General features: G+C 65.9%; 20 protein-coding genes and 1 riboswitch. Of the genes, 6 read left to right on the top strand and 14 right to left on the bottom strand.

What is annotated here, in order from left to right; all coding sequences use genetic code 11:
* Positions 1-6: 6 nt before the first annotated feature.
* The 5 genes from OIT41_RS02735 to OIT41_RS02755 form a co-directional block, all read right to left on the bottom strand.
* A complete protein-coding gene (locus tag OIT41_RS02735; RefSeq protein ID WP_264637381.1) occupies positions 7-2,046 on the bottom strand; it encodes an ArnT family glycosyltransferase in 2,040 nt (679 codons plus the stop codon).
* Positions 2,043-3,431 carry a glycosyltransferase gene (locus OIT41_RS02740; RefSeq protein ID WP_241709682.1) on the bottom strand — a complete coding sequence of 463 codons (1,389 nt, stop codon included), beginning with the start codon at positions 3,429-3,431 and terminating at the stop codon, positions 2,043-2,045. Before OIT41_RS02740 ends, OIT41_RS02735 begins: the two co-directional genes overlap by 4 nt.
* Positions 3,432-3,592: 161 nt before the next feature.
* Positions 3,593-4,195: a hypothetical protein gene (locus tag OIT41_RS02745; RefSeq protein ID WP_319801838.1), complete on the bottom strand. Its 603-nt coding sequence runs from the start codon at positions 4,193-4,195 to the stop codon at positions 3,593-3,595.
* Positions 4,196-4,317: 122 nt separating this feature from the next.
* A riboswitch (cyclic di-AMP (ydaO/yuaA leader) is annotated at positions 4,318-4,513 on the bottom strand.
* 140 nt (positions 4,514-4,653) lie between these two features.
* The gene (locus OIT41_RS02750) at positions 4,654-6,132 is read right to left on the bottom strand and encodes a sensor histidine kinase (protein WP_241709684.1); all 1,479 of its coding nucleotides are present in this window, start codon (positions 6,130-6,132) and stop codon (positions 4,654-4,656) included.
* Positions 6,133-6,144: 12 nt separating this feature from the next.
* On the bottom strand, positions 6,145-6,885 hold the full coding sequence (locus tag OIT41_RS02755; RefSeq protein ID WP_078106594.1) for a response regulator transcription factor: 741 nt from the start codon (positions 6,883-6,885) through the stop codon (positions 6,145-6,147).
* A gap of 242 nt (positions 6,886-7,127) precedes the next feature.
* Here OIT41_RS02755 and OIT41_RS02760 point away from each other — a divergent pair, with 242 nt between their 5' ends.
* The 5 genes from OIT41_RS02760 to OIT41_RS02780 all read left to right on the top strand — a co-directional run bounded on the left by OIT41_RS02760 (position 7,128) and on the right by OIT41_RS02780 (position 11,983).
* The gene (locus OIT41_RS02760) at positions 7,128-7,985 is read left to right on the top strand and encodes a hypothetical protein (protein WP_241709705.1); all 858 of its coding nucleotides are present in this window, start codon (positions 7,128-7,130) and stop codon (positions 7,983-7,985) included.
* 155 nt (positions 7,986-8,140) lie between these two features.
* On the top strand, positions 8,141-8,959 hold the full coding sequence (locus OIT41_RS02765) for an alpha/beta fold hydrolase (RefSeq protein ID WP_241709685.1): 819 nt from the start codon (positions 8,141-8,143) through the stop codon (positions 8,957-8,959).
* On the top strand, positions 8,956-9,945 hold the full coding sequence (locus tag OIT41_RS02770; protein WP_264637382.1) for a diguanylate cyclase domain-containing protein: 990 nt from the start codon (positions 8,956-8,958) through the stop codon (positions 9,943-9,945). The genes OIT41_RS02765 and OIT41_RS02770 overlap by 4 nt, the downstream gene beginning before the upstream one ends.
* Positions 9,946-10,495: 550 nt before the next feature.
* Positions 10,496-11,365: a winged helix-turn-helix domain-containing protein gene (locus OIT41_RS02775; RefSeq protein WP_264637383.1), complete on the top strand. Its 870-nt coding sequence runs from the start codon at positions 10,496-10,498 to the stop codon at positions 11,363-11,365.
* An 87-nt stretch (positions 11,366-11,452) separates the two neighbouring features.
* A complete protein-coding gene (locus tag OIT41_RS02780; protein WP_241709687.1) occupies positions 11,453-11,983 on the top strand; it encodes a SixA phosphatase family protein in 531 nt (176 codons plus the stop codon).
* 7 nt (positions 11,984-11,990) lie between these two features.
* Here OIT41_RS02780 and OIT41_RS02785 read toward each other — a convergent pair whose 3' ends face one another.
* The gene (locus tag OIT41_RS02785; RefSeq protein ID WP_241709688.1) at positions 11,991-12,941 is read right to left on the bottom strand and encodes a LysR family transcriptional regulator; all 951 of its coding nucleotides are present in this window, start codon (positions 12,939-12,941) and stop codon (positions 11,991-11,993) included.
* 72 nt (positions 12,942-13,013) lie between these two features.
* On the opposite strand from OIT41_RS02785, the gene OIT41_RS02790 reads away from it, so the two are divergent.
* On the top strand, positions 13,014-13,970 hold the full coding sequence (locus OIT41_RS02790) for an EamA family transporter (protein WP_264637384.1): 957 nt from the start codon (positions 13,014-13,016) through the stop codon (positions 13,968-13,970).
* On the opposite strand, the gene OIT41_RS02795 is transcribed toward OIT41_RS02790, so the two are convergent.
* The 8 genes from OIT41_RS02795 to OIT41_RS02830 all read right to left on the bottom strand — a co-directional run bounded on the left by OIT41_RS02795 (position 13,943) and on the right by OIT41_RS02830 (position 22,786).
* On the bottom strand, positions 13,943-14,548 hold the full coding sequence (locus OIT41_RS02795; RefSeq protein WP_264637385.1) for a hypothetical protein: 606 nt from the start codon (positions 14,546-14,548) through the stop codon (positions 13,943-13,945). The genes OIT41_RS02790 and OIT41_RS02795 overlap by 28 nt on opposite strands.
* A 63-nt stretch (positions 14,549-14,611) precedes the next feature.
* Positions 14,612-15,244, bottom strand: coding sequence for a TetR/AcrR family transcriptional regulator (locus tag OIT41_RS02800; protein ID WP_264637386.1), 633 nt, complete (start codon positions 15,242-15,244; stop codon positions 14,612-14,614).
* Positions 15,241-17,277, bottom strand: coding sequence for a YhgE/Pip domain-containing protein (locus OIT41_RS02805; RefSeq protein WP_264637387.1), 2,037 nt, complete (start codon positions 17,275-17,277; stop codon positions 15,241-15,243). The genes OIT41_RS02800 and OIT41_RS02805 overlap by 4 nt, the downstream gene beginning before the upstream one ends.
* Complete coding sequence (locus OIT41_RS02810; protein ID WP_264637388.1) at positions 17,274-17,990, bottom strand: ABC transporter ATP-binding protein; 717 nt, start codon at positions 17,988-17,990, stop codon at positions 17,274-17,276. Before OIT41_RS02810 ends, OIT41_RS02805 begins: the two co-directional genes overlap by 4 nt.
* 74 nt (positions 17,991-18,064) lie before the next feature.
* Entirely contained in the window at positions 18,065-19,525 is a 1,461-nt protein-coding gene (locus OIT41_RS02815; protein WP_264637389.1) for a dihydrolipoyl dehydrogenase family protein, read from the bottom strand.
* A gap of 61 nt (positions 19,526-19,586) precedes the next feature.
* A complete protein-coding gene (locus OIT41_RS02820) occupies positions 19,587-20,273 on the bottom strand; it encodes an N-acetylmannosamine-6-phosphate 2-epimerase (RefSeq protein ID WP_264637390.1) in 687 nt (228 codons plus the stop codon).
* 53 nt (positions 20,274-20,326) lie between these two features.
* Positions 20,327-21,286, bottom strand: a complete 960-nt coding sequence (locus tag OIT41_RS02825) for an ROK family protein (protein ID WP_264637391.1) — start codon at positions 21,284-21,286, stop codon at positions 20,327-20,329.
* A gap of 582 nt (positions 21,287-21,868) precedes the next feature.
* Positions 21,869-22,786, bottom strand: coding sequence for a dihydrodipicolinate synthase family protein (locus tag OIT41_RS02830; RefSeq protein ID WP_264637392.1), 918 nt, complete (start codon positions 22,784-22,786; stop codon positions 21,869-21,871).
* Positions 22,787-22,814 lie beyond the last annotated feature (28 nt).

The following is a 22,814-nucleotide window of genomic DNA, read 5'->3' on the forward strand; positions in this document are numbered from 1 at the left end:
CGGAATCTACTTTGTCAGCTTGTAGACGGTGGAGTTGCCCACCGTCTGGGCTTGGAAGTTGGCCTGTACCCAGGAGGCTACCTCGGAATTGCCGCTTTGGCCTCCGAATCCGCCGCCGCCACCCATGCCGCCACCCTCGATGTAGTAGCCGATCTGTCCCTTGGCCACCATGTCCTGGAACTGTGCCAGCGTGGGGTAGGGATCGCCGCCGTTCCAGCCACCGAGTGCGATCACGTTGGTGTTCGTGGCGAGCTCAAGGCTTGCGGCCTGTGTGGCGCCGGAGACGCTCGCCGACCACTTCGTGGTGGTGGACGACAGCAGCGCGGTCAGTCCGGCGTCGGCCGTTCCCTCGGACCCGGGGCCTCCTGCCTGACCTGCGCCACCGGCTGCGCCGAACCCTCCAGCGCGGTTTCCGAAGCCGCCCGTGGCGGAGCCGGCGGGACCCGACGTCGGGATGGACCCGGAATGCGCGGTAGCCGCCGTCGCGAGCGTCCACGCTGCGGTTCCGAGGCCGCCGGCCAGAAGGGAAACGACGACGACGGCCGCGGCCGCTGCGCTCCGGAACCGGCCCGCGGGCCGCAGTGAGTCGAGGCGGAGCAGGATTGCCGCGGCCGCCACCACGCCCAGGACCACGATCACGATGCGCAGCCACGGAAGCCAGGATGCGTCGCGGCCGAGGAGAACCGCGGACCACGCTGAACTGCCGAGGACCACCACCGCCAGGACGATCCTGGCCGGCCAATACCCGCGGCCGCGCCACAGCTCAACGCTGCCAATGCCCACCAGGGCGGCGATTGCCGGTGCGAGGGCTACCGCGTAGTAGGGGTGGACGATGCCGCTCATGAAGCTGAACACGCCCGCCGTGACCAGAAGCCAGCCGCCCCACAGGATGAGGGCGGCACGGGTACGGGAGGCCCGCGCTTCCCGGCGGGTGAACCACAGGCCGGCTGCCAGAAGAATCAGCGCAGCAGGCAGAAGCCAGGAGACCTCCGCACCGAAGCTCGTGCCGAACATGCGGGTGATCCCGGCCGCCCCGCCGAAGCCGGTGTTGCCGCCGCCGCCGCCGAATGCGCCGAGGCCGCCCCCGGCGGGGCCGCCGCCTCCACCGGGCGTGCCCTCGCCCGAGCCGGTGATGCGGGACAGCCCGTTGTAACCAAAAGTCAGCTCAAGGAAGCTGTTGGTTTGCGAACCTGCCATGTACGGCCGTGCCGAAACCGGAGTCAGTTGGAAGAGGGCGATATAACTGCCAGCCACTACGGCGATACCGCCCACTGCGCCGAGCAGGTGCAGCAAGCGCCGCCGCAACGGGATAGGGGCGGCCCAGAGATATGCGAGTCCGAGGCCCGGAACAATCAGGAATCCCTGCAGCATCTTTCCCAGGAAAGCGAGTCCCACGACGGCGCCGGCTGCGGCGAGCCACTTCCAGCCCGCGCGTTCGATGGCACGGGTCGTGAAGTACGCGGCCAGGACCAGGCAGAGGGTCAGCATGGCGTCGGGATTGTTGAAGCGGAACATGAGCGCCGCCACCGGCGTCAGGGCCAAGGCGCCGCCCGCCAACAAGCCCGCGCCCGGTCCGGTAACCCGCTTGACGGTCAAATAGAGGAAGCCGACGGCGGCAACGCCCATCAGTGCCTCGGGAACCAGCATGCTCAAGGGCGAGAAGCCGAAGATCCGGCCCGCCAAAGCGGGGATCCACAAAGAGGCCGGGGGCTTGTCCACCGTGATGGCGTTGCCGGCGTCGAGGGAACCGAAGAGGAACGCCGTCCAGTCCTTGGTGCCGGCCTGGATGGCCGCGGCGTAGAAGGAGTTTCCGTAGCCGGTGGCCGCGAGGTTCCAGAGATACAGGAACGCGGTGGCGACGAGGAGCCCGGCGGCGGACGGCCGCACCCAGCGGGGCTGCCGTCCAAAGGCGTATCGGGTCCAACGGGGCGCGGCATCGGGGATCGACGGGCCGGCCGGGTGAGGCGGTGCGTCGGCAGTCCCGGCGGCGGCAGGAACCACTGAACCGGCGGGTCCCGTGCTTGCGGGAGTAATCGTGGAGGTCATGATGCTGCCGTTTCTGTGCGCGTTGTGGCTTGTGTGGTGGGTGCAGGCGCCTGCGCGGCTGGCTGCCGGAAGACCCAAAGTCGGAACAAGAGGAAGCGGACTGCAGTGGCTGCGAGGTTCGCCGCGACCACGGTGAGGAGCTCGCCCCAGCGGTCGGGCGACGTCGTACCGTGCACCACAGCGAGTGCCCCGGAAGTGAGGGCGAGGCCGATGCCGAAAACGATCAAACCCTCGAAGTGGTGCCGGACCGGATTGCCGCCCTGGATGCCGAAGGTGAAGCGCCGGTTGGCGCCGGTGTTGGCGATGGCCGTGGCGAGCAGCGCCAGGAAGTTGGCCAGCTGCGGGTCCATGAAGCCGCGGCAGAACAGGAAAATGAGCACGTAGGCCAGGGTGGAGGCAGCGCCGATCGCGGCGAACCGGACCAGTTGCCCGAAAAGGCTGCTGCGCGGGCTCTGCTCGGCAATGCGCGACGACGCCGGAAGCGGCCCGCGTGCCAGCGCTGCGCGCAGTTCCGGAACGGGGATGCGGCCCGAGACGAGATCCCGGGTCAGCCGGACCATGCCGCGGATGTCTGCCAGGGCAGTGCGCACCACGTCGACGCTGGAATTGGGATCGTCGATCCAGTCAACGGGAACCTCGTGCACGCGGAGTCCGCAGCGTTCGGCGACCACCAGGAGTTCAGTGTCGAAGAACCACGAGTTGTCCATGGTGTGGGGGAGGAGCTGCTGGGCGACATCTGCCCGGATCGCCTTGAAGCCGCACTGCGCATCGCTGAAACGGGCGCCCATGAACGAGTGCAGCATCAGGTTGTAGCTGCGCGAAATGAACTCGCGCTTGGGGCCGCGGACAACCCTTGAGTTCCGCGTCAGGCGCGTGCCGATGGCGAGGTCCGAGTGGCCGGAGATCAGCGGTGCCAGAAGGGGCGCCAGCGCGGCGAGGTCCGTGGACAGATCCACGTCCATGTAAGCGAGAACCGGGGACGGCGATGCAAGCCACACCTTGCGAAGGGCGTTGCCGCGTCCCTTCTCCTCAAGATGGACAACAGCGAGTTCGGGCAGCTCCCTCGCCACGCGTTCAGCGATTTTCAAGGTGCCGTCCGTGCTCGCGTTGTCCGCCACGGTGATGCGGAAGCCGTGCGGGAACGTCTCGCGCAAGTGGCCGTGAAGCCGGCGCAGGCACTCCTCAAGGTCGCGTTCCTCGTTGAAGACCGGGATCGTGACATCGAGCACGGGGATGGCGGTGTGGGTGTCCACGGGGGCGCGTCGCACCGTGCTGCGCTGGAGGGGAGCGTTGGGCTGGAGGGGAGCGTTGGGCTGGAGGGGAAGGCCCGGCGGCACCACCGCGGGGTCCTTCAGGGTACCGGAGGTGGATTCGATGAGCGTCATGTATCCAGAGTGCGGCTGCCGATTATGAGGGCTTTAGGCGGAACCTGTGATATGGCTGTGGATCTCCGACCGGCATGGCGACTCGCATGTGTGGCCACTAGGCGCAGAGGTCCGCCCCCGGAAGGGACGGACCCCTGCGTTCTTTGTGCGTGGCTCCTGGCTTAGTACCAGTTGTTCGCGAGGTGGAAGGACCACGCCGCGGACGGCGATCCGTAGCGTTCCTTGATGTAGTTCAGGCCCCAGCGGATCTGCGTCTGGTAGTTGGTCTGCCAATCGGCGCCCTCGGATGCCATTTTCGCGCCCGGCAGCGACTGCCCGATTCCGTAAGCGCCGCTGGAGGCGTTGGTGGCAGTCGTGCGCCAATCCGATTCCTTGTTCCACAAGGTGATCAGTGCGGACATCTCGCCCTGACCCCAACCGTAGGAGGGCAGGAGGCTAGCGGCATAGGCCTGGGCCCCGGCGGGATCGTCGAGGGCAACAGGTGCGGCCGGGGCTGCAGGCGCGGCCGGAGCGGCGGGAGCGGCAGCCTGGGGCGCGACGGCGGCCGGAGCCGGGGCGGCTGCCCGGCTCGGAACCGGCGTGGCGCTCGGCTTGGCGCTCGCGCTCGCCGACGGCGTGGCGGTGGCCAATGGAGTGGCTGAGTGACTAACCGCGCGGGAATCCGACGAACGGCTCATGTCCTGGGCATTGATGGCTTGTCCGGCGGCCTGGCTTGCAGCACCGGCACCGAGGAACACGGCGACGACGCCGGCAACAACTGCCATGCGCTGGCCGGTGCCGAGGTTTGAAGCGACTCGCCTCAACGTAGAACGTGACTTGTTTCTCCGGGCCGGTTCGCCGCGGTGGCGCGCAACAGAGCGCGACTGATTCCTGGAATCAGACATGGTGATTGCCTCTCGACGCCTGCGGAGTTAGCTGTCGGATTCGGATGAGGTCATCCGGCCGTGGCCACTGGGAATCGTGGCGGTGCGGCTTCACCCCTAGGGCTGGCTCAACATGAGCGCTTGCCCGGAGACCTGGGTCCCCCGTCTCTGCCTGGACTGTTGGCACCGGGGAGGGGCAGAGCTCGGCGCCTACCCGGCGGCGGCCGGAATGATCCGGCGCACCTATTCGACGGTACAGGAGGATCCGGCTTAAGTCACATTTGGGTAACGGAGATCACGACGCCGGTGCGTCGACTTGCGCTCGCCGCGCACCGGCGTCGTCATTTTGTGGACGGCCTTCAGGCCGTGGCGGTCCTCAGCGCCGGAAGCCGCACCGCAAACTCCGTCCGGCCCGGCCGCGATGCCACTTCGACAGTACCGCCATGCGCCTGAACGATGGATTCCACGATCGACAAGCCGAGCCCGGACGTGCCCTCGGAACCGGAGCGGGCGGCGTCGGCACGGGCAAAGCGCGAGAAAATCCTGCCCTGGAAATCCGGCGGGATGCCCGGCCCGTTATCCGTCACGGTCACCACGGCGCTGCCATCGGCGGAACGCATGACGCCGGTGACCACGGTGGTACCCGCCTCCGTGTGCTTGCGGGCGTTGGAGAGCAGATTTGCCAAGACCTGGTGGAGCTGAGTGGTGTCGCCGCGGACCGTGATGGGCTCATCCGGGAGCTTGAGCTGCCAGATGTGTTCGGGGGCCATGACTTTCTCGTCGCTGACGGTTTCGACCACCAACTGCGTGAGGTCCACATCGGTGAACTCCGGGGCCTTGCCTTCGTCAAGCCGGGCCAGCAGAAGGAGGTCCTCCACGAGGGTGGTCATGCGTTCGGACTGGCTTTGCACCCGGCCCAGTGATTTGCGGCCGTCCTCGGTGAACGTCTCGGTCATGCGCAAGAGCTCTGTGTAGCCGCGGATGGCCGTCAGCGGAGTGCGTAGTTCGTGTGACGCGTCGGCCACGAACTGGCGCACTTTCGTTTCGCTTTGCTGGCGCGCCTCGAGGGCGCTCGAGACGTTGTCCAGCATGAGGTTCAATGCATGGCCCACGCTTCCCACCTCTGTGCCCGGGTGGGCCGCCGACGCCGGAACGCGCACCGCGAGTGCCACCTCACCGGCGTCGAGCGGAAGTTTCGATACCTTCGTGGCGACGTCGGAAAGTTGCTCCAGAGGGCGCATGGTACGGCGGATCAGGACGGTTCCGGCCAGCCCGATCAGGATCAGCCCGCCCAAGGACACCAGCACCATGGTCCACACGAGCGAGGCCTCGGTGTCTTCTTTCGAGGCAAGCGGCAGCCCCGTGATGACCACATCGCCATAGGGGGTTTCGGCGGCTACCAGCCGGTAGCCGCCATTGGAGAGGGTGCGATCAACCGGACGGCCATCGGAGGGGAGCGCCAACAGTATTCCGGCATCGCTGGGCGACAACGGAGTACGGGTGGCATCCGAGGAGAGGAACCCGGCATCGCTGCTCACCTGGCCGCCAAGGATTCGCGCGTTCAAGGTGCCGATGCTCTGGCCCCGGGGATCCAGGGGGTCCGGACGGCCGCCGGGGTTGCCTTGCGGCGGGCGCCCGTGCGACGCCTGCATCAATTGCTGGTCCAGTTGCTTCGTGAGGAACACGTCCATGGAGGCATAGCTGACCACCCCGACTGCGCCGCAGATGGCCACGAGGAGCGCCATGGAGAGGAGGATCAAGCGGGTGCGCAAGTGCCAGGTTGAGGGATTGAACCAGCTGTGGTCGGTTTGGCGGGGGATACCCGAGAGTGCGGACATTCGACGCCCCGGCTATTCGGCAGGCTTGATGACGTAGCCGGCTCCGCGCACCGTGTGGATCATGGGCGGATGGTTGGCCTCGATCTTCTTGCGAAGGTATGAGATGTAAAGCTCCACGATGTTGGCCTGGCCGCCGAAATCGTAATCCCACACGCGGTCCAGGATCTGGGCCTTGCTAACCACGCGCTTGGGATTTTCCATGAGGTAGCGCAGGAGTTCGAACTGGGTCGCGGTGAGCGGGATGTCTTCGCCGCCGCGGGTGACTTCACGGGTGTCAACGTTCAAGGTCAGGTCGCCTACCACCAGCTCGGCCGTGTCCATCGCAGCCACCCCCGAGCGCTGGACCAAGCGGTGCAGGCGCAGGAGGACTTCCTCCATGCTGAAGGGCTTGGTGACATAATCGTCGCCGCCCGCGGCCAACCCCACGATCCGGTCCTGCACGTCATCCTTGGCGGTGAGGAAAAGCGCAGGAACCTCGGGCGCAAAGGCGCGGATCCTGCCCAGCAGCTCAACGCCGTCGAACCCTGGAAGCATCACATCCAGCACCAGGACGTCCGGACGGAAGTCCTTGGCGAGCTTCACTGCGGCCGGACCGTCGCCGGCCACTGCGACCGACCAGCCCGCCATGCGCAGGCCCATGCTCATGAGCTCGGCGAGGCTGGGTTCGTCGTCCACCACGAGGGCCCGGATGGGAGAACCGTCCGGGTGGCTGAGCTGCGGAAGGTTGTTGGTCATGGAGTGCGAGGATGCCATGGGACAACTCTCCAATCTGCCGGTTTGCCGGTGCTTAGCCGTTGCTGTGAGCACCCTGTGAGTCCCAGCCTAGCCACCTGTCCAAAGGTTGCGCGGGTTCCCCCAGCAGAATCCGACACAACACCGCTGCAGGTCACAGGGAAGCCTTCAGTTCGACACAGCCAACGCACAGCAACGCGACTGACGCTGATTGGGACAAGAACAACCGCGACCAAAGAGTCTCGACTTCGATGGAGAACATCATGGATCAGCAAAACAACCCCTCCGTACCTGGTTCCGAGCCGGAGAACGGGCACCCGCAGCCAGTGATCCGCCCCGTTGATGAGTCCGGGCAGCCCGGCGCCGGTTGGGGTGCTCCGCAGCAGCCGGTGAACCAGCAGCCTGCCGCTGGTTGGGGTGCTCCGCAGCAGGCGGTGAACCAGCAGCCTGCCGCCGGTTGGGGTGCTCCGCAGCAGCCGGTGAACCAGCAGCCTGCCGCCGGTTGGGGTGGTCCGCAGCAATACAACGCTGGACAGCCCCGACCTTCGTTTTTCAAGAATTGGAGCCTGAAGAAGGGCCTCATTGTCGGCGGCGTCGCGGTGGTGGTCGCTGCGGCGGCAGGAGCCGGCGCATATGCCGCCGGTAACGGGACCGCGGTGGCTGACACTACCAACGCGCAGGGTCCGGGTGCCGGGCAGAACGGGCAGGGCGGATTCGGCGGCCCCGGCGGCACGAACGCAGGCCCGGGTGGGCTCGGGGTGGGCATGGGCGGCCTGAACGCAGCGGTCCACTCGGAATACGTTGTCCTCCAGAACGGCAGCTACGTCACCATGGCGGGCCAGCTGGGAACAGTCACCGACATCTCGGCGAGCTCCATGACGGTCAAGAGCGAAGACGGGTTCACGAAAACCTATGTGCTGGGATCGGACGTCGTGGTAGCTCAAGGTATGCGGCAACGCGGAAGCGGGACCACCGGCACCACCCTGACCCTCGCCGATGTGAAGTCCGGATCCAGCGTGCGGGTCACTGCGCTCAAGGATTCCGACAAGTACACGGCCCAGTCCATCCAGATCGTGACTGCCACCGCGTCAACCAGCCAAGGAACCGGGACCACCAACTAACCCGCAGTTGATGTCGTTATCGGCCCCCAAAACGACATCTAATGCGAGTCAGTTGGGTACGATGACAAGGGCCGGCGGACGGGGGTTCACGGACGAGCCCGGCGCGGAAATGCGGAAGGGGTCAGGCCGATAGCCGAGGAGAGTTGAGGGTAGCCATGACCGCGTCGATGGTTGAGCGGCACAATGTCACGGTCTTGGGGGCCACGGACGGCCAGGTCCTGATGTTCGCGCACGGTTTTGGCACGGACCAGAAGATGTGGGACCGGATTCTCCCGTTCCTGACGGAGCAATACCGCGTAGTTCTCTTCGACCACATGGGCTCGGGGGGATCCGACCAGGCATTTTATGATTCGTCACGCTACTCGAGCCTTGACGCCTACGTTGCCGACCTCCTGGAGATCTGCGCCGAGCTGGACCTGGGGGGCGTGACGCTGATCGGCCACAGCGTCGGAGCCATGATGGCCATTGCCGCGGCCACGGCCGACCAGCAGTCGCGCATCGCCCGGCTCGTGCTCGTGACAGCTTCGCCCAGCTATATGAACCACCCCGACGACGGCTACTTCGGCGGCTATTCCAGTGATGAGCTGGACGAGCTCTTTGAATCCTTGGACGCCAACTACCTTGTCTGGGCCGAGGCGATGGCCCCTGTGTTCATGAACGTCCCCTCCTCACCCGAGTTCGGGCGGGAATTGCAGGGCAGCTTCCGTCGGATCAACCCCAGGGTTGCCCGCGATTTTGCCCGCGTCGCTTTCCTCTCCGACGTGCGTCATTTGTTGTCCCGCGTCGAATTGCCTGTGCTCATCCTCCAAAGCACGGACGACGTCGTCACTCCTGAACACATCGGAACCTACCTCCAGGAACGCCTGCCGACAAGCGTCCTCGTCAGGCTTGCCGCGACCGGCCATTTCCCGCAGACAAGCGCCCCGGAGGAAACAGTCAACGCTCTTCTTGACTACCTCGGCACCCCGGTATGACCGACGGGACAGTTGACTATCGGCAGATCTTCGACGCAGCCCCGGCCGGTTACCTGCTCACCCGGCCCGACGGCACCATCGTCGACGCGAACCGGACGATGTACGAGTGGACGGGACGCGGACAGGAAGCGCTGCTGGGGCTGAACCTGCTCTCCCTCTTGCCGGCCGGGGACCGGATCATGTTCCTGACCCACGCCATCCCGGCCATCGAATCCAACGGCTCGGTGAAAGAGCTTGCGGTGGAGATCCTCGCCGCCAACGGCGAAAGGCTGCCGGTATTGCTCGCGGTGTCCCGGACGCGGAAACCCGATGCCTTCGACACGGCTGCCCCCGAACTGAACGTCGTCGTCGTTTTTGGCGTCCACGAGAGGCGCCTTTATGAGCGGGAACTGGCCGCCACGTTGCGCAGGCTCGAAGAATCGGAGTTGGAACGGGCCAAACTCCTTGAAGAGGCCAGGCACCAAGCCACCCACGATGCCTTGACCCATTTGCCGAACCGGACCTTGTTGACGTCGCGCCTCGATGAGGCTTTGGAGCGTGCGGGCAACCACGGCCTGCACGTCGGCCTGTTGTTTTGCGATATCAACCGCTTCAAGGACATCAATGACACCTACGGCCACGCAGTGGGCGACGAGGTCCTCGGCCATGTCGCCGGGCGCCTCGCCGATGCGGTCCGCGGCGTCGACACCGTCGCGCGCTACAGCGGTGACGAATTCGTCATTCTCCTCCCGGCCCTGGAATCACCCGAGGAAATTGCCGTGATCGCCTCCCGCATCCTGAACAGCTTCGATCCGGAGTGCATCGCGGGCGAGTCGCAGCTGCGGGTCGAGCTCGCCGTCGGCCAAGCCGTGACGGCCGCGATGAGGCCAATGCTCCCCGAAGCGCGGGAAGAATTGGCGCGGCAGCTTCTCATGGAGGCCGACGCCGACATGTACCGATCCAAACCAAGGGCTGCGTCGAAGCTGGAAACCAGCCACGCGATGTGAGGTTGAGAAGCCTTGCAAAGGCCCTGACAGGCGATTTGCCTAAAGAATTTTCGATGGAAGCAGATCCAGGATTGGACAAGGGTTGTTTCATATCTCGAGATTCAAGGGCAAGCGCGTGACGTGACTTGAGATTCAGGAAGTGGCAATTCAATCAAATTTTATTCGAGTATTGCGCGCGCAACGGCCAGTGTGACGAACGAGAATGGGTCACATTTGGACATGTCTGAATTGTGATGTGCGGCACAATAGTCCGATTCGTCTCAAAATGTGGACGGTTCCGCCCTTTGTTACTTGCAAGTTCCCTTTGTTACGTTGCACACTTCAAATGTGAACAAGAACTCAACAGCATCTGCAGCCGCAGCGATCGAGCCCAGCGCACCCGCTGGTTTTTCGATGAGCTGTTGTCGAATGCATGCCTAACTTCAGACCCCAGGAAGTTTCAGGCATTCGCCCCCTGCCCAGCGTCGGGCGCCCCTCCCCATCTCATTGCGGGGACCAGACCAGCATTCGAAGCCGCGATGACGGCTATTCACTTTGAGGTAAGCACTCCATGTCAGTTGCATCCGGATACGTCCATATCTCCGTCCGTAACGCCAATAAGGCCGCGTCGAACGCCGGCCTGCGTCCCGGCTTCGGAAACCGCCCGGCCTACGCCCAGCCCGCACCGCAGGGTGGCAGCCAGGCGCCCGGTTACGTCCCCCAGGGCTACAACCCCAGCTCCTACGGACAGCTCCGCGCCGTTCCCGCCAACGAGGCCGCGCCAATGACTGCGCCCACGCCCGTCCTGGCTCCCGCAGACCGCTCCATCCGCCCTGTTGCCAGCGACAATGTGGCCCGCGGGTTCGTGCTCTACATGGGCATTGACGAAGACACGGCGGCTGCCGCAGGAACGTCCATCGCCAAGCTTGCCCAGGAAATCCGGGCTTACGCACAGTCCCTCGTTGCCGGTGCCGAGAGCTATGCCGCCGTCGCGGTAGCCCCGGCCAGTGCGCCCGGTTCGGCGCTCGACGTCGTCCGCTCGACTTTCGGTGACCCGACTGTTGGCAACCGCCAGCGCTCCGAAGCGCTCCGCCCGCAGCCTGCCCAGGAAGCCCGACCGTCCGGCGTCTTGATCGACCTCGCCCGCCGTGAGGTGCACCTCGACGGCGAATCCCTGAACCTCACGTTCAAGGAATTCGAACTCCTCAACTACCTCGTCGAGAACGGCATCCGCACCGTGGGCCGCGATGAACTCCTCGAAGGCCTGTGGCGCAACGCCGAAGAAGTCCCGAACGAGCGCACCATCGACGTCCACATCCGGCGCCTCCGCTCCAAGCTCGGCCGCCTCGCGAACACCGTCCGGACCGTCCGCGGCCAGGGCTACCGCTTCTACGAGCACCCCGAGGTCATCGTCTGGGCCGCTCCGGAATACTCGATCTAGCCCCACCCAACTGACTCGCATTTGTTGTCGTTTTGAGGCCTCATAACGGCAACAAATGCGAGTCAGTTGGGATAGTAGGGTGGGGGGATGAGCGAGCATCACATCAAGCGGCTGGTGATCATGCGGCACGCGAAGTCGGACTGGCCCCTCGGGGTGCCGGACCATGAGCGACCCCTTGCCGAGCGTGGCCACCGGGAAGCCCCGCTCGCGGGCAAATGGCTCCTCAAGCACCACGTGATTCCGGACTTCATCTTGTGTTCGTCCGCGCTCCGGACCCGCCAGACCTGCACCTGGGTGTGCAGCGAACTGGGGGACAAGGCCCCGACGCCGAAACTCGAGGACGGCCTCTACGCCGCCTCCGCGCAGCGGATGTTGACCGTCATCAACCACGTGCCCGAAACCGTCACCACGCTCATGATCTTTTCGCACATGCCCGGCGTGCAGGAGCTCGCGATGCACCTGGCTTCCCGCGACTCTGACCATGACGCCTACATGGACGCCGCCACGCGCTACCCCACGAGCGCCGTGACCGTGATGGAACTCGAGAAGCCGTGGGCTGAACTCGATGGCCAGGATGCCCGGCTGACCCACTTCACCGTTCCCCGCCCCAAGAAGTAGTCCCCGGCTAATCCACCTCGAGGCCGGCCGCCACATCCTGCAGCAAGCGCACCACATGGCGGATGCTGGGACTTGCCGTCATCGTCTTGCGGTACACGATTCCCACTTGGCGTTGCTGCATCGGGTTAACCACGGGCACCGCCACCACTCCGGCGGGAAGCTCAGGCCTTCCGAGCCGCGGCACGAGGGCCACCGCCACGCCCTGCTGAACCATGGCGATATGCGTGGAAAAGTCGGGGTCGTAGATGCGGATGTCCGGCACGCGGCCCAGGCCCGCGAGGATTGCCAGCAATGCTTCATTGCAAATGGCCCCGGCCGGCGTGCTGATCCAGCTTTCGTCCACGAGGTCGGTAGGCTCGACGGCGGTCCGTCCGGCCAGCGGGTGCGCCGAGTTGAGCAGGACGTCGGCGGTGTCCAGGCAGAGGTCCTCGTGGACCATGTTCTCCGGAATGACCAGGGGCACTGAGTGCCAGTTGTGCACGACGCCGAGATCGGCTTCACCGGTGGCGACCCTCTGGACGGCCTCGCGCGGGTCCTCGGCCACCACCCGGATTTCAAGCCCGGAGCCGCCAGGCCCGGAACTCGCCCGCGAGCCCGTGCCAGCCTGAGCCGCGCCCAGTTTCCCCAGCATCGGCCCCACCAGTCCGCGGCAGGCGGTGGAGAATGCCACGAGCCGCAACACGCCGCTTGGCTTCGCAGGGTCGGCGAGCAAGGTGGCCTGCAGCTCTTCCAATTCGCCCAGGATGCGCCGTCCGTACTCGGCCAGCGCCATGCCGCGGTCCGTCAGCAGTACGCCGCGGCCGTGACGTTCCAGGACCGTCACGCCGCTTTGCTTCTCGAGCTTCTTGATCTGTTGGGAGACCGCCGAGGGGCTGAATCCCATCGCCTCCGAGGCGGCCACCACGGAGCCTTGCTGTTCCACGGCTACGAGGGCACGCAACGCCGCAATCTCAATCATGAAGCAAACGTACACGATCCGATGCAGAATTCAACGCTGGTGCTTCATCCTTTTGACTGCCAGAGTTGAATCGTGAATATCCGACACTCAGCACTCGCCGTCCTCGTCGCCGTCCTTTGGGGCCTGAATTTCGTCGCTATCGACTTTGGCCTACACCCCGCAAGCGGGAATGGCAGTGACGGGAGCGGTGGAGCGGCCGACGTGCCGCCGCTGCTGTTCGTCGCCATGCGCTTCGTGCTGGTGGTGTTCCCCTGCATCTTCTTCGTCCGCAAGCCGAACGTGAGCTGGAAGGCGATCATCGGCGTCGGGCTGTTCATGAGCGCCGGGCAATTTGGCCTCCTCTACCTGGGCATGGCCCTCGGCATGCCAGCCGGGCTCGCGTCACTGGTGCTACAGGCGCAAGTGCTCCTGACGGTGCTCTTGGCGGCCAGGTTCCTGGGCGAGCGGCCCAGCAAGCGCCAGCTGACGGGCGTGGTGCTGGGTGTGGCCGGACTAGCGCTGGTGGCGGTCGGTCGAAGCCTGGTGGCTCCGGTGGTGCCGCTCATGATTGTGCTTGCCGCCGCGTTGTCCTGGGCTGCGGGAAACATCATCGCACGCAAGGCCAAGGCGGCCTCGGGGCTGGGGCTCGTGGTCTGGTCCGGGGCCGTGGTCCCGTTGCCCCTTGCTGCCTTGTCGCTCCTCGTGGACGGCCCTGCCGCCGTCGTCGGGACCCTTTCCAACCTTCAGCCGGCGACCATCCTGAGCGCCCTGTACACCGCCATCTTCGCCTCGCTGGTGGGTTACGGCATCTGGAACCGGCTACTCAGCCTGTACCCGAGTTCGGCCGTGGTGCCGTTTACGTTGTTGGTCCCGGTGGTGGGAATGACCGCGGCGTGGCTGCTCATCTCGGAGGTCCCGACGACGGCGGAACTGGCCGGCGGCCTCCTCCTGCTGGGCGGCGTGGCCACTGCCGTGCTGCAGCGGCGAGCGAAGCCTGGGGATGTGGCCGCGCCCGGAATGAGTCAGCGCCTGGGTGCCGGCTTGCGCTGAGCCGGCGCTCCCGACGTCGGGCGTTTGGCGGAGGTGGCCGGGGCCGGTTTCCGCGGGACAGGTCGCTTCACGGCCCCCGACGCCGGACGGGCCGCCGGCCGCTGGGCGGGCCTGGCGGGTGCCGGGGAAGGGCGCGAAGCAGGCCGGGGCGCTGGACGCCGGGCTGCCGGACGGGCCGCCGCTTTCGCACGGCGGGACGGCCAGACCGCTCCCAGGAACAAGACCAGCAAGGAACTGCAGCCGGCAAGGGCGGCGAGGTAGAAATAGATGTCCGAGTCCTTGGTGCTCACCGCGCTGCCCAAGGCGTTGTCATCCTGGTTGAAAGCGAGCCCCCACATGCGCAGGAAAGCGATTCCGAACGCGATGAACAGGATGGACGAGATGGCTCCGAGAACCAGCATGAAGTGCCTTCGACGGACGATGACCTCCGCGACGCACGCAAGGTAGCCGAGCGCCAGGACCCCGAGGAAGGTGTACATCACGGTTTCGTCGAGGGTGATGGCAAGGAGCACCAGCAAACCAGCGGACACCACGGCAGAGACGATCGCAAGCTTTCCGCTGTTCCCCATGTGACGCATGGGATCAATCATCCCTGACCGGCCGGCGGCGCCACGCCTCTGGGCGCGGCAGTTGCCATACCGTTACCGCAGCACGTAGCCGCGCATGATGGTCATGATGGCCGCTATGCTCTGCTCCCGGGTGCGCTCGGGGTTGTACGTCTGCCGGTCAAGGCCCACCACGAAGATCGCCCCGAACATGGCGGCCTCGAGGCTGCCCCGGGCAATTCCCGTATCCACGGGGTACGTGGTGGCGACCTTTTCGATCGCCGCGCCGATCACGGCCAACAACTCGCTGCGGAGTTCGACGAAGAGCTTGCCCCACTCGCTGGGAGTCCGCCAGTTCTCGCTGATCCAGAGCCGCGCGAAGGACGGATAGTCGTCCATGAAGTCCATGGCCTGGCCGAGCATGGCTTCCATGGCCTCGAGCGGATCGGAGTGCAAGCCCTCGATGGTCTGGAGCCGCCCGAGCATGATGTCGACGCCGTGGCGCAGCAACTGGGCGATCAGGTCGGACTTGCTGCCGAAGTTGTAATAGACCGTTCCCTTCGACACCCCGGCTGCGGCCGCGATCTCGTCTACCGTGACGCCCGCCGCGCCGCGCTCGCCGATCAGCTCCATGGAAGCATCGAAAAGGCGCTGCTTGGTCGCGTTCGTGCGCGCCGGGCGGAGCTTCTTCTCCGGGAGCCCGGTGACGTCCGGCTCGTGCATGCTCATACCGCGATCTCCGGTTTCAGGGTCTTGAGGGTCCAGAACTTGTGCTTACGGACGGCCAGCGTGGAAAGCGCGGCTCCCAGCACAGTGTAGCCAAGCAGGCCCAGGACAATCGGCCAGATCATGGACAAATCGCCGCCGTAGATCAAGTGCCGCATGCCGGTCACCACGTAGCCCATCGGCATGATCTCGTGCACCACGTGCAGCGGCGTGGGTGTTGTTTGCCAGGGGAACGTTCCGCCGGACGACACCAACTGGAGGACCAGCAGGATCAGCACCACGAACTTGCCCGGAGTTCCCAGGAGCGCCACGATGCCCTGGATGAGGGCAGTGAACGCCATGACCGCAGCCAGCATGAATAACCACATCCACACGGGGTGCGCCGCGTTGAGGCCCAGCCCCAGGTCCACCACGAGGGTGAGGATGCTTGCTTGCACCACGGACACCACGAAGAACGGCAGCCAGCCGCCGACGGCGATTTTCCATGACGGAGCGTTCGACGCCAGGGCCCGCTGCGTGATGGGACGCATCGCCTGGACCAGCATGAACACACCGATCCAAAGGGACAGCGTCAGGAAGAACGGGGCCAGGCCCGCACCGTAGGACCCTGCCTTGGCCTGCGAAACGTTGTTGACCGCAACCGGATCGGCGATCACCTTGGACACCTCGCTCTTTTGGGCGTCGTTCGGGTTCGGGACCTTGCCTGCGCCCTTCGCCAACTCGCTCGCCAAGGTGCGGGATCCGTCCGCAGCCGTCGCGGCACCGCTCGCAAGCTGCGCCGCGCCGTCGTCGAGCTTTGCCGCACCGTCCGCCAGGGCTGCCGTGCCGTTGACGGCGGACTGTTCGCCCGCCGCGAGCGTCCCGGCGCCGGAGCTGAGCTGGTCCGCGCCTGCCGAGGCCTGGCCGATGGCGCCCGTCAGCGCCGGCGTGGCGCCCGCAAGCTTGGCAGCGCCCGCACTGACCGCGGCAGATCCGTTGGAAAGCTGCTGGATCTGCGCGGCGTCCGCCGAGATCTTGGCTTTGGCATCGGTGACCGGGCCGGACGCTGCCGCGGTGTCGAAGTCGGCCAGGATCCTATTCGCCTGGTCCTGCGTGATGACCCCGGCGGACACGAGCCGCGCGTTGGACGCCACCACGCGGTCCCGCGCGCCGGCGTCGAACGCTGAAAGCTGCCCGACGACATCCTGGACCTTCGCGTTCAGCTGCGCGTTTCCCGCGGCTACTTGGGCGGCGCCGTCGGCGAGCTTCTGCGAGTCGGCCGGAAGGGACGCGGTCTTGTTCTTCAGTTCCGTGAGCCCCGCGCTGAGCTGCCCGGCGCCGTCGTTCAGCTGGTTGGCGCCGTCGCGCAACTTGGTTTGGCCTGCCAGGAGTTCGGACGCGCCGCTGCTGAGCTTGCCGGTTCCATCGTGGAGGGTGGCCGCGCCGTCGCTCAGCTTGCCGACGCCGTCGGCGAGCTGGGAGGCTCCGTCGGAGGCTTTGACGATGGAGGCGTGAATGGTCCCGAAGCCCGTGAGGAGCTGGTTTGCGGTCTCCTCGCCCACTTCCTTGGCCACCGTCGAGTGCACCGCGGTGGTGAGCTTGTCCACGATGGTGCTGAGGAGGTAGTTGTTCGCGTCGTTGGTGGTGACGTTGAGCATCGCCTGGTTGGCCGCATTGAAACTGTCGGGCGAGACCAGGTTGGCCGAGAAGTCCTTGGGAATCTTCAGGGCGAAGGCGTACTTGCCGGATTCAACGCCGGCGTCGGCTTCGGCCGCCGTGGTCACCCGTTGCCAGTTGAAAACGTGGCTCTGCACGAGGCTGTCGGCAACCTTCTGGCCTGCCTGCAGCTCGGGGCCGCTGGCCGGCTGGGCTCCCGCGTCCTCGACGACCAGCGCGGCGTCGATCTGGTTGAGGTTGCCGTACGGGTCCCAGTTCGCGTAGAGGTACACGGCTCCGTAAAGCAGGGGCACCATGGTCAGGGCGAGGATGGTCAGCTTAGGCAGGAGCCCGCCGGTCATGCGTTTGAGTTCGGAGCGGGCCAGCCGCAGAACAGTCACTTTGCGGTCCTTTGCAGGGTTTCGGGTACTTCTTCGGGATCTTCTTGCGCGGCGTCTGCGGGTTCCGCGGTTTCGGCCGGTGCCGTGTGCGTGACCGAGTTGCCGATCACCGCGGCCGGGCCGTCCCAGGTGTCCGGGAGGGCGGAAACAACCGCGACGACGGCGAGCGGCCGCCCGGCGTCGTACGCCAACTGCTCAAGGCGGGGGAGCCAATCCGCGGTGTTAGCGCTGTGGCGGTCCGGGGAGTCAAGCACCAGGAGGTCAAGGGCCGGGTCCGCGAGGGCAAGGGCGGTCAGCAGCTCAAGGCGTCGGTCCGCGGGGAGCTGCTCAATCCACAGTCCGGCGATGTCCTCGAAACGGTTGACCTTGAGCCACGGCTTGCTGAGGAGCGCGCCGCGGTAGCGGCGGGGGATGAGGGAGAGGTCTTCGGTGACGAGGTCGCGGACGCTCAAATGCTGCTCGGGCTCGTTGACGCCGGGAGCGTCAATGATGGCGCTCGCGGCCCGGACCTTTTTGGTCTTCGTGGAGTTGTCCCAGCTCAGGAGGCCTTTGTTGGGCTTCATCCGGCCGCTCAGCGCAAGCGCCAATGCCGTGCGCTGGTCCTGACCGTCCCCGCTGACCAGGAGAAGTTCCCCCCGCCTGGCTTCGAGGGACGTGGGAGGCAGGAGATCGTCCCGGCGGCCGTCGATCTGGAGTTGCTGTGCAGACAGCACAATTGGACCTTTCGCAGAACCTGTTATCTGCTCCAATCGTAACTGAACTGACCAGTCAGTTCAAATAGACTCCATCACAGGCCGTACTTCTCCAACAGGCGCAGCCACACCTCGCTGATGGTCGGGAACGACGGCACCGCGTGCCATAGGCGGTCCAGTGGGACTTCGCCCACAATCGCGATGGTTGCGCCGTGCAAAAGCTCGGCTACTCCAGGCCCGGCGAACGTCGCGCCCACCACCACCTTCCGGTCCTCGTCCACCACCAGTTGCGCCCAGCCTTCGTAATTTTCCGAATGCAGCTGGGAGCCGGACACGTTGATGGGGAGTTCCACCGAGCTTGCGTTGATGCCCTTCTGCAGCGCCTGCTTGAGGCTCGGGCCCACGGATGCCACTTCCGGATCCGTGAAGACCACGCTCGGGATCGCGTATTCGTCGGCCGTCTTCGCCAGGGAACTCCACGGTTTCGGGGTGCCGTGGAGGGTTCCTTGGGCGCGGGCCACAATAGCGTCGCCCGTTGCCCTGGCCTCGTACTTGCCCTGATGGGTGAGGAAGACAGATCCCGCGGCATCGCCGGCTGCGTAAAGCCACAGCCCGCTGGTCCCGTCGCTCGCTGCGCCCTCAACCAAGCCGCTCGAGTCTGTGGTGAGGCGCAAAGGCTTGCCCTCTTCGGCGTCGAGACCCACGTTTTCGAGTCCCAGATTGTCAAGGGAAGGCCGACGACCTGTGGCCACCAGCAACTCGTCACTCTTCAAGACCGTCCCGTCGCCCAGCGTGACGCTGAAGGCAGTGTCCGGGTGGTGTTCGACCCGCGCCGTGTCTGCCCCAAGGTGCAGATCGACGCCGTCGGCCCGCAGCCCCGCCGCGACCAAGTTGGCGGCTTCCTCGGGAAATGCGCTCAACAGTCGGCCTCGGGCAACGATCGAAACCGACGAGCCTAGGCGGGCGAAAGCCTGGGCAAGCTCGACGCTGGCCACCCCGCCGCCCAACACGATGAATCGTTGAGGGATGTGCCGCACCGAGGTGGCGCCGCGGGTTGTCCAGTAGGGGACGTTGCGCAAGCCGTCGATTTTCGGGATGAGCGGTGTGGATCCGGTGGCCACCACCACGGCGTGATGGGCTTTGAGCGAGTAGCTGGTGCCGTCCTTGCCGTCTACTTGGACTTCGCGCGGGCCCGTGATGCGCGCCCGGCCCCGGATGAGCTCGATCCCCGTATCTACGAGCCATTGGACCGCTCCGTCGTCCTGCCATTTGTTGGTGAAGTAGTCGCGGTACTTCAGGACCGGTGCGGGGTCCAGGACCTTGGTGACGGAGTCCGACGCCCCGGGCACTGATTGTGCCGTGTGCAGTGCGGTTCCCGGCCGAAGGAGCGCTTTGGAGGGTATGCACGCCCAGTAGGAGCATTCCCCTCCGACGAGCTCGGCCTCCACAATTGCGCAAGTGAGGCCTCCCCGGACTACTCGGTCTGCAACGTTCTCACCCACAGCCCCGGCGCCGATCACGATGACATCGAATTCCCGGATATTCTCCTCAGCCATGGGAGAAGCCTACGCCCGGACACAGGCCGGGATGAGGGACCCGGCCACGGATTCTGCAGGGTCAGGCGTCCATTGCGCCTCTGAACCAGCTGGTGATGCTCGCCGGATGCGTGATGGCGGTACCGACGACGGCGGCGAACGCCCCGGCGTCGAGCGCCTGGCGGGCTTGTGCGGGGGTGTGGATGCGGCCCTCGGCGATGAGCGGCTTGCCTAGTCCGGCGCCGGCGATTTCCGCGAGAAGCTCAAGGTCGGGGCCGTCTGTCTTGGCACGTTCCCCGGTGTACCCGGCCAGCGTGGTGCCGATCAGGTCAGCACCGGCTTCGACGGCGGCCACAGCATCAGCGAAGGAACCGCAGTCGGCCATGACCAGGGCGTGCGATGCGGCGTGGATTCCGTCAACGGTTTGCTTGAGGCTCAAGCCATCGGGACGCGTGCGCCGCGTGCCGTCGATAGCCACGACGTGAGCGCCGGCATTCGCGACGGCGAGGGCGTGCCGGAGCGTCGGGGTGATGAACACGCCGTCGTGCCCGTCCTTCCAGAGCCCGATCACCGGAACCTCCACCGCGGCGCGGGTGAACTGGACGTCTGCGAGGCCCTGGACCCGGACTGCCGCGGCACCACCGATAACCGCGGACGCCGCCACCTGGCCGGTGGTCCGGGGATCCCGCATGGGTTCGCCCGGGTAGGCCTGGCACGACACGATCAATTGCGAGCGGAGGGCTTCGAGGCCGTCGGGGGTCAAGATCATGGGGGTCTCCTTGCGAGGTTGTTAGGGGGATTGGATTTCCAGGTGTTCGCGGGTCAGTTCAGGACGAGTTTGGCTGCGCCCACAATCGCCGCGGTATTGCCGAGCGCCGCGGGAAGCACGGGAATGTCAGCAAGCGGGCCCATGAGCTCCTTGCGCAGGGCGCGTTCCATGGGTTTCCACCAGAAATCTCCCGCATCCGCCAGACCGCCGGAAACCACTACCGTTTCCGGGTCGAGGATGTTGACGAGCCCGCCGATCGCCTGCCCGGCAGCACCCGCGCCCGCCCCGATGGCTTTGATGGCGGCAGCACTGTCAGCCGCGGCGGCACTATCGCCGTCGCGGGCCACGGCAAACACGGCACGTGTGTCCGCGACCTCGGAGGAACCGCCGAAACGGATGAACGACTCATGGATGGCCGGCCCCGAGGCGATCGCCTCGACGTGGCCCGAGCCGCCGCACACGCACGGGAGGGCTTTGCCCTCGTGATAGGCGTACGGCGACGCAAAATGCCCAACGTGCCCACCTACATAGTGGTGCCCCAAAACAGGAGAGCCGTCCAGCACGAAGCTGCCGCCCACACCTGTCCCGAAAGCCACCATCAACGAACTCGAAGACCCCGCAGCCGCCCCACGCCATGCCTCACCCAAAGCATGCGCATGCACATCATTGACTGCACTGACCGAGCCCCGCGGCAAGCCAAGGAGTTGCGCCAGCCCGGCCGTCAACCTTGTCCCGGCCCACCCCAGAATCGCATCAGTCGCAGAAACCACCTCACCATTCACTGCATCGATGACCCCGGCAGAACCCACGCCAACACGCCCGACGTCGATTCCCGCACCCGCCGCCCGCCGCATGAGCCGCTCCACGAGTGCCGCCGTCTCCCGCAAAATCACGTTGCCCCCACCCCGATTCAACGTAGGAGTCTGCTCCGAGAACAACACCTCCCCGTCGGCCCCCACAACCCCGGCAGCCGTCTTCGTCCCCCCAAGATCAACCCCGACCACGTACATCATGTTTTTGTCCTCCGGATCGTTCGATTGCTGTTGCTGCCGTTGCTGTGTGGTCAGGTTAGCCGTCGTCGCGGCGGCGCCCAGGCTGCGGTTCGTTGATGATCAGGTTAGCTCTGGCTGGGACAGCGCGGACCCATCATTTCGCCGGCGCTTAGACACCTCCCGACGTTCCGCTACGGTCGCTAAGCGACCTCCGCAGAACTCTGGTCGGCGATGCGCGCCTACACGAAACAATGCGCCCGCGCTTTGCGCTGTCGCCTCGCCGATCGGGACGGGCCGCTCACTGCCGCCTCCGGCGGCACAGTGCGGATCCGGACCACCCCGATAGGTTCCGTATTCGCCCGAGTGGCGGAGGGACGGTTTTGTGTAGTCCCGCATCGCCGACCAGAGCATTGCGGAAGTCGCTCAGCGACTGTAGCAGTGCGTCGGGAGGTGTCTAAGGGACGGCAAAACTGGTCCGCCGGCACGACCCGACCACGTCAACCCACAAAGGTGACGTCCGGCAACCTACGAAAGGTGACGCTCGCGAACAGCACAGGTGACTGCAACCCGCTTAGGTGAGCGGGACGAGCCGGCGCCGCCTCCCTAGACGAGGCCGTTGCGTTCGAGGATCGTCCGGATTGCGGAGGTTTCTTCGGCGTTCAGGGAGAGCATGGGGGCGCTCATGGTGTTGGATTCGATGATGCCCATGATTTGGAGGGCCGTCTTGAAGGCGCCTAGTCCTGCTGCGCCGCCGGAGACCCGGCCGTTGGGGGTGTAGACGATGTCGAAGAGGTCGGCGAGGCGGTCTTGTTCGGTGGCCGCGGCGGTCCAGTCTCCGCCTTGGGTGGCGTCGAACAGGCGGCGGTAACCGGCGGGGTCGACGTTGCCGAGGCCGGGGACTACGCCTTGGGCGCCGGCGAGGAGGGCGCCGTCGACGACGATTTCGTGGCCCGTGAAGATGTCGAAGTTGGGGATGTCCTTGGATGCGAGGACGAGTTGGCGGAAGGAGACGTCGTCGCCGGAGGAGTCCTTGACGCCTGCGATGACGCCGTCGCGGCCGAGGCGGACCAGGAGATCGGTGGGCAGTTTGAAGTGGGTGCGGACAGGGACGTCGTAGGCGAAGATCGGCTTGTCCACGGCAGCGTGGATGCTGCGGAAGTGGGTTTCGGTCTCCTCGGCGTTGCCGATGGCGTAGTACATGGAGGTGACCACGATGGCGTCGGCGCCGAGATCCACGACTTTGCGTGCTTCTTCGATGACGCGGTTGGTGGTTTGCTCGTTGGCACCCACGATCAGGGGCACGGCGCCGGCGTTCGCGTCGGCGATCGTGGAGACGACGAGGTCGCGCTCTTCGTTGGTCATGTAGGGGACTTCGCCCGAGGAGCCCAACACGAAGAGGCCGGACACGCCGCCGTCGAGCAGGTGCTTGGTGACGTTCTTCAGGGACGCGGTGTCAACGCGGCCGTCAGCGTGGCGGGGGGTGATGACCGGGGGAATGACGCCCTGGAACTGAGTAGACACAGAAATCTCCGTTGCTTGGATCTGGATG

The sequence above is a fragment of the Arthrobacter sp. YA7-1 genome, from assembly GCF_025960325.1.
GTDB lineage: Bacteria > Actinomycetota > Actinomycetes > Actinomycetales > Micrococcaceae > Arthrobacter > Arthrobacter bambusae_A.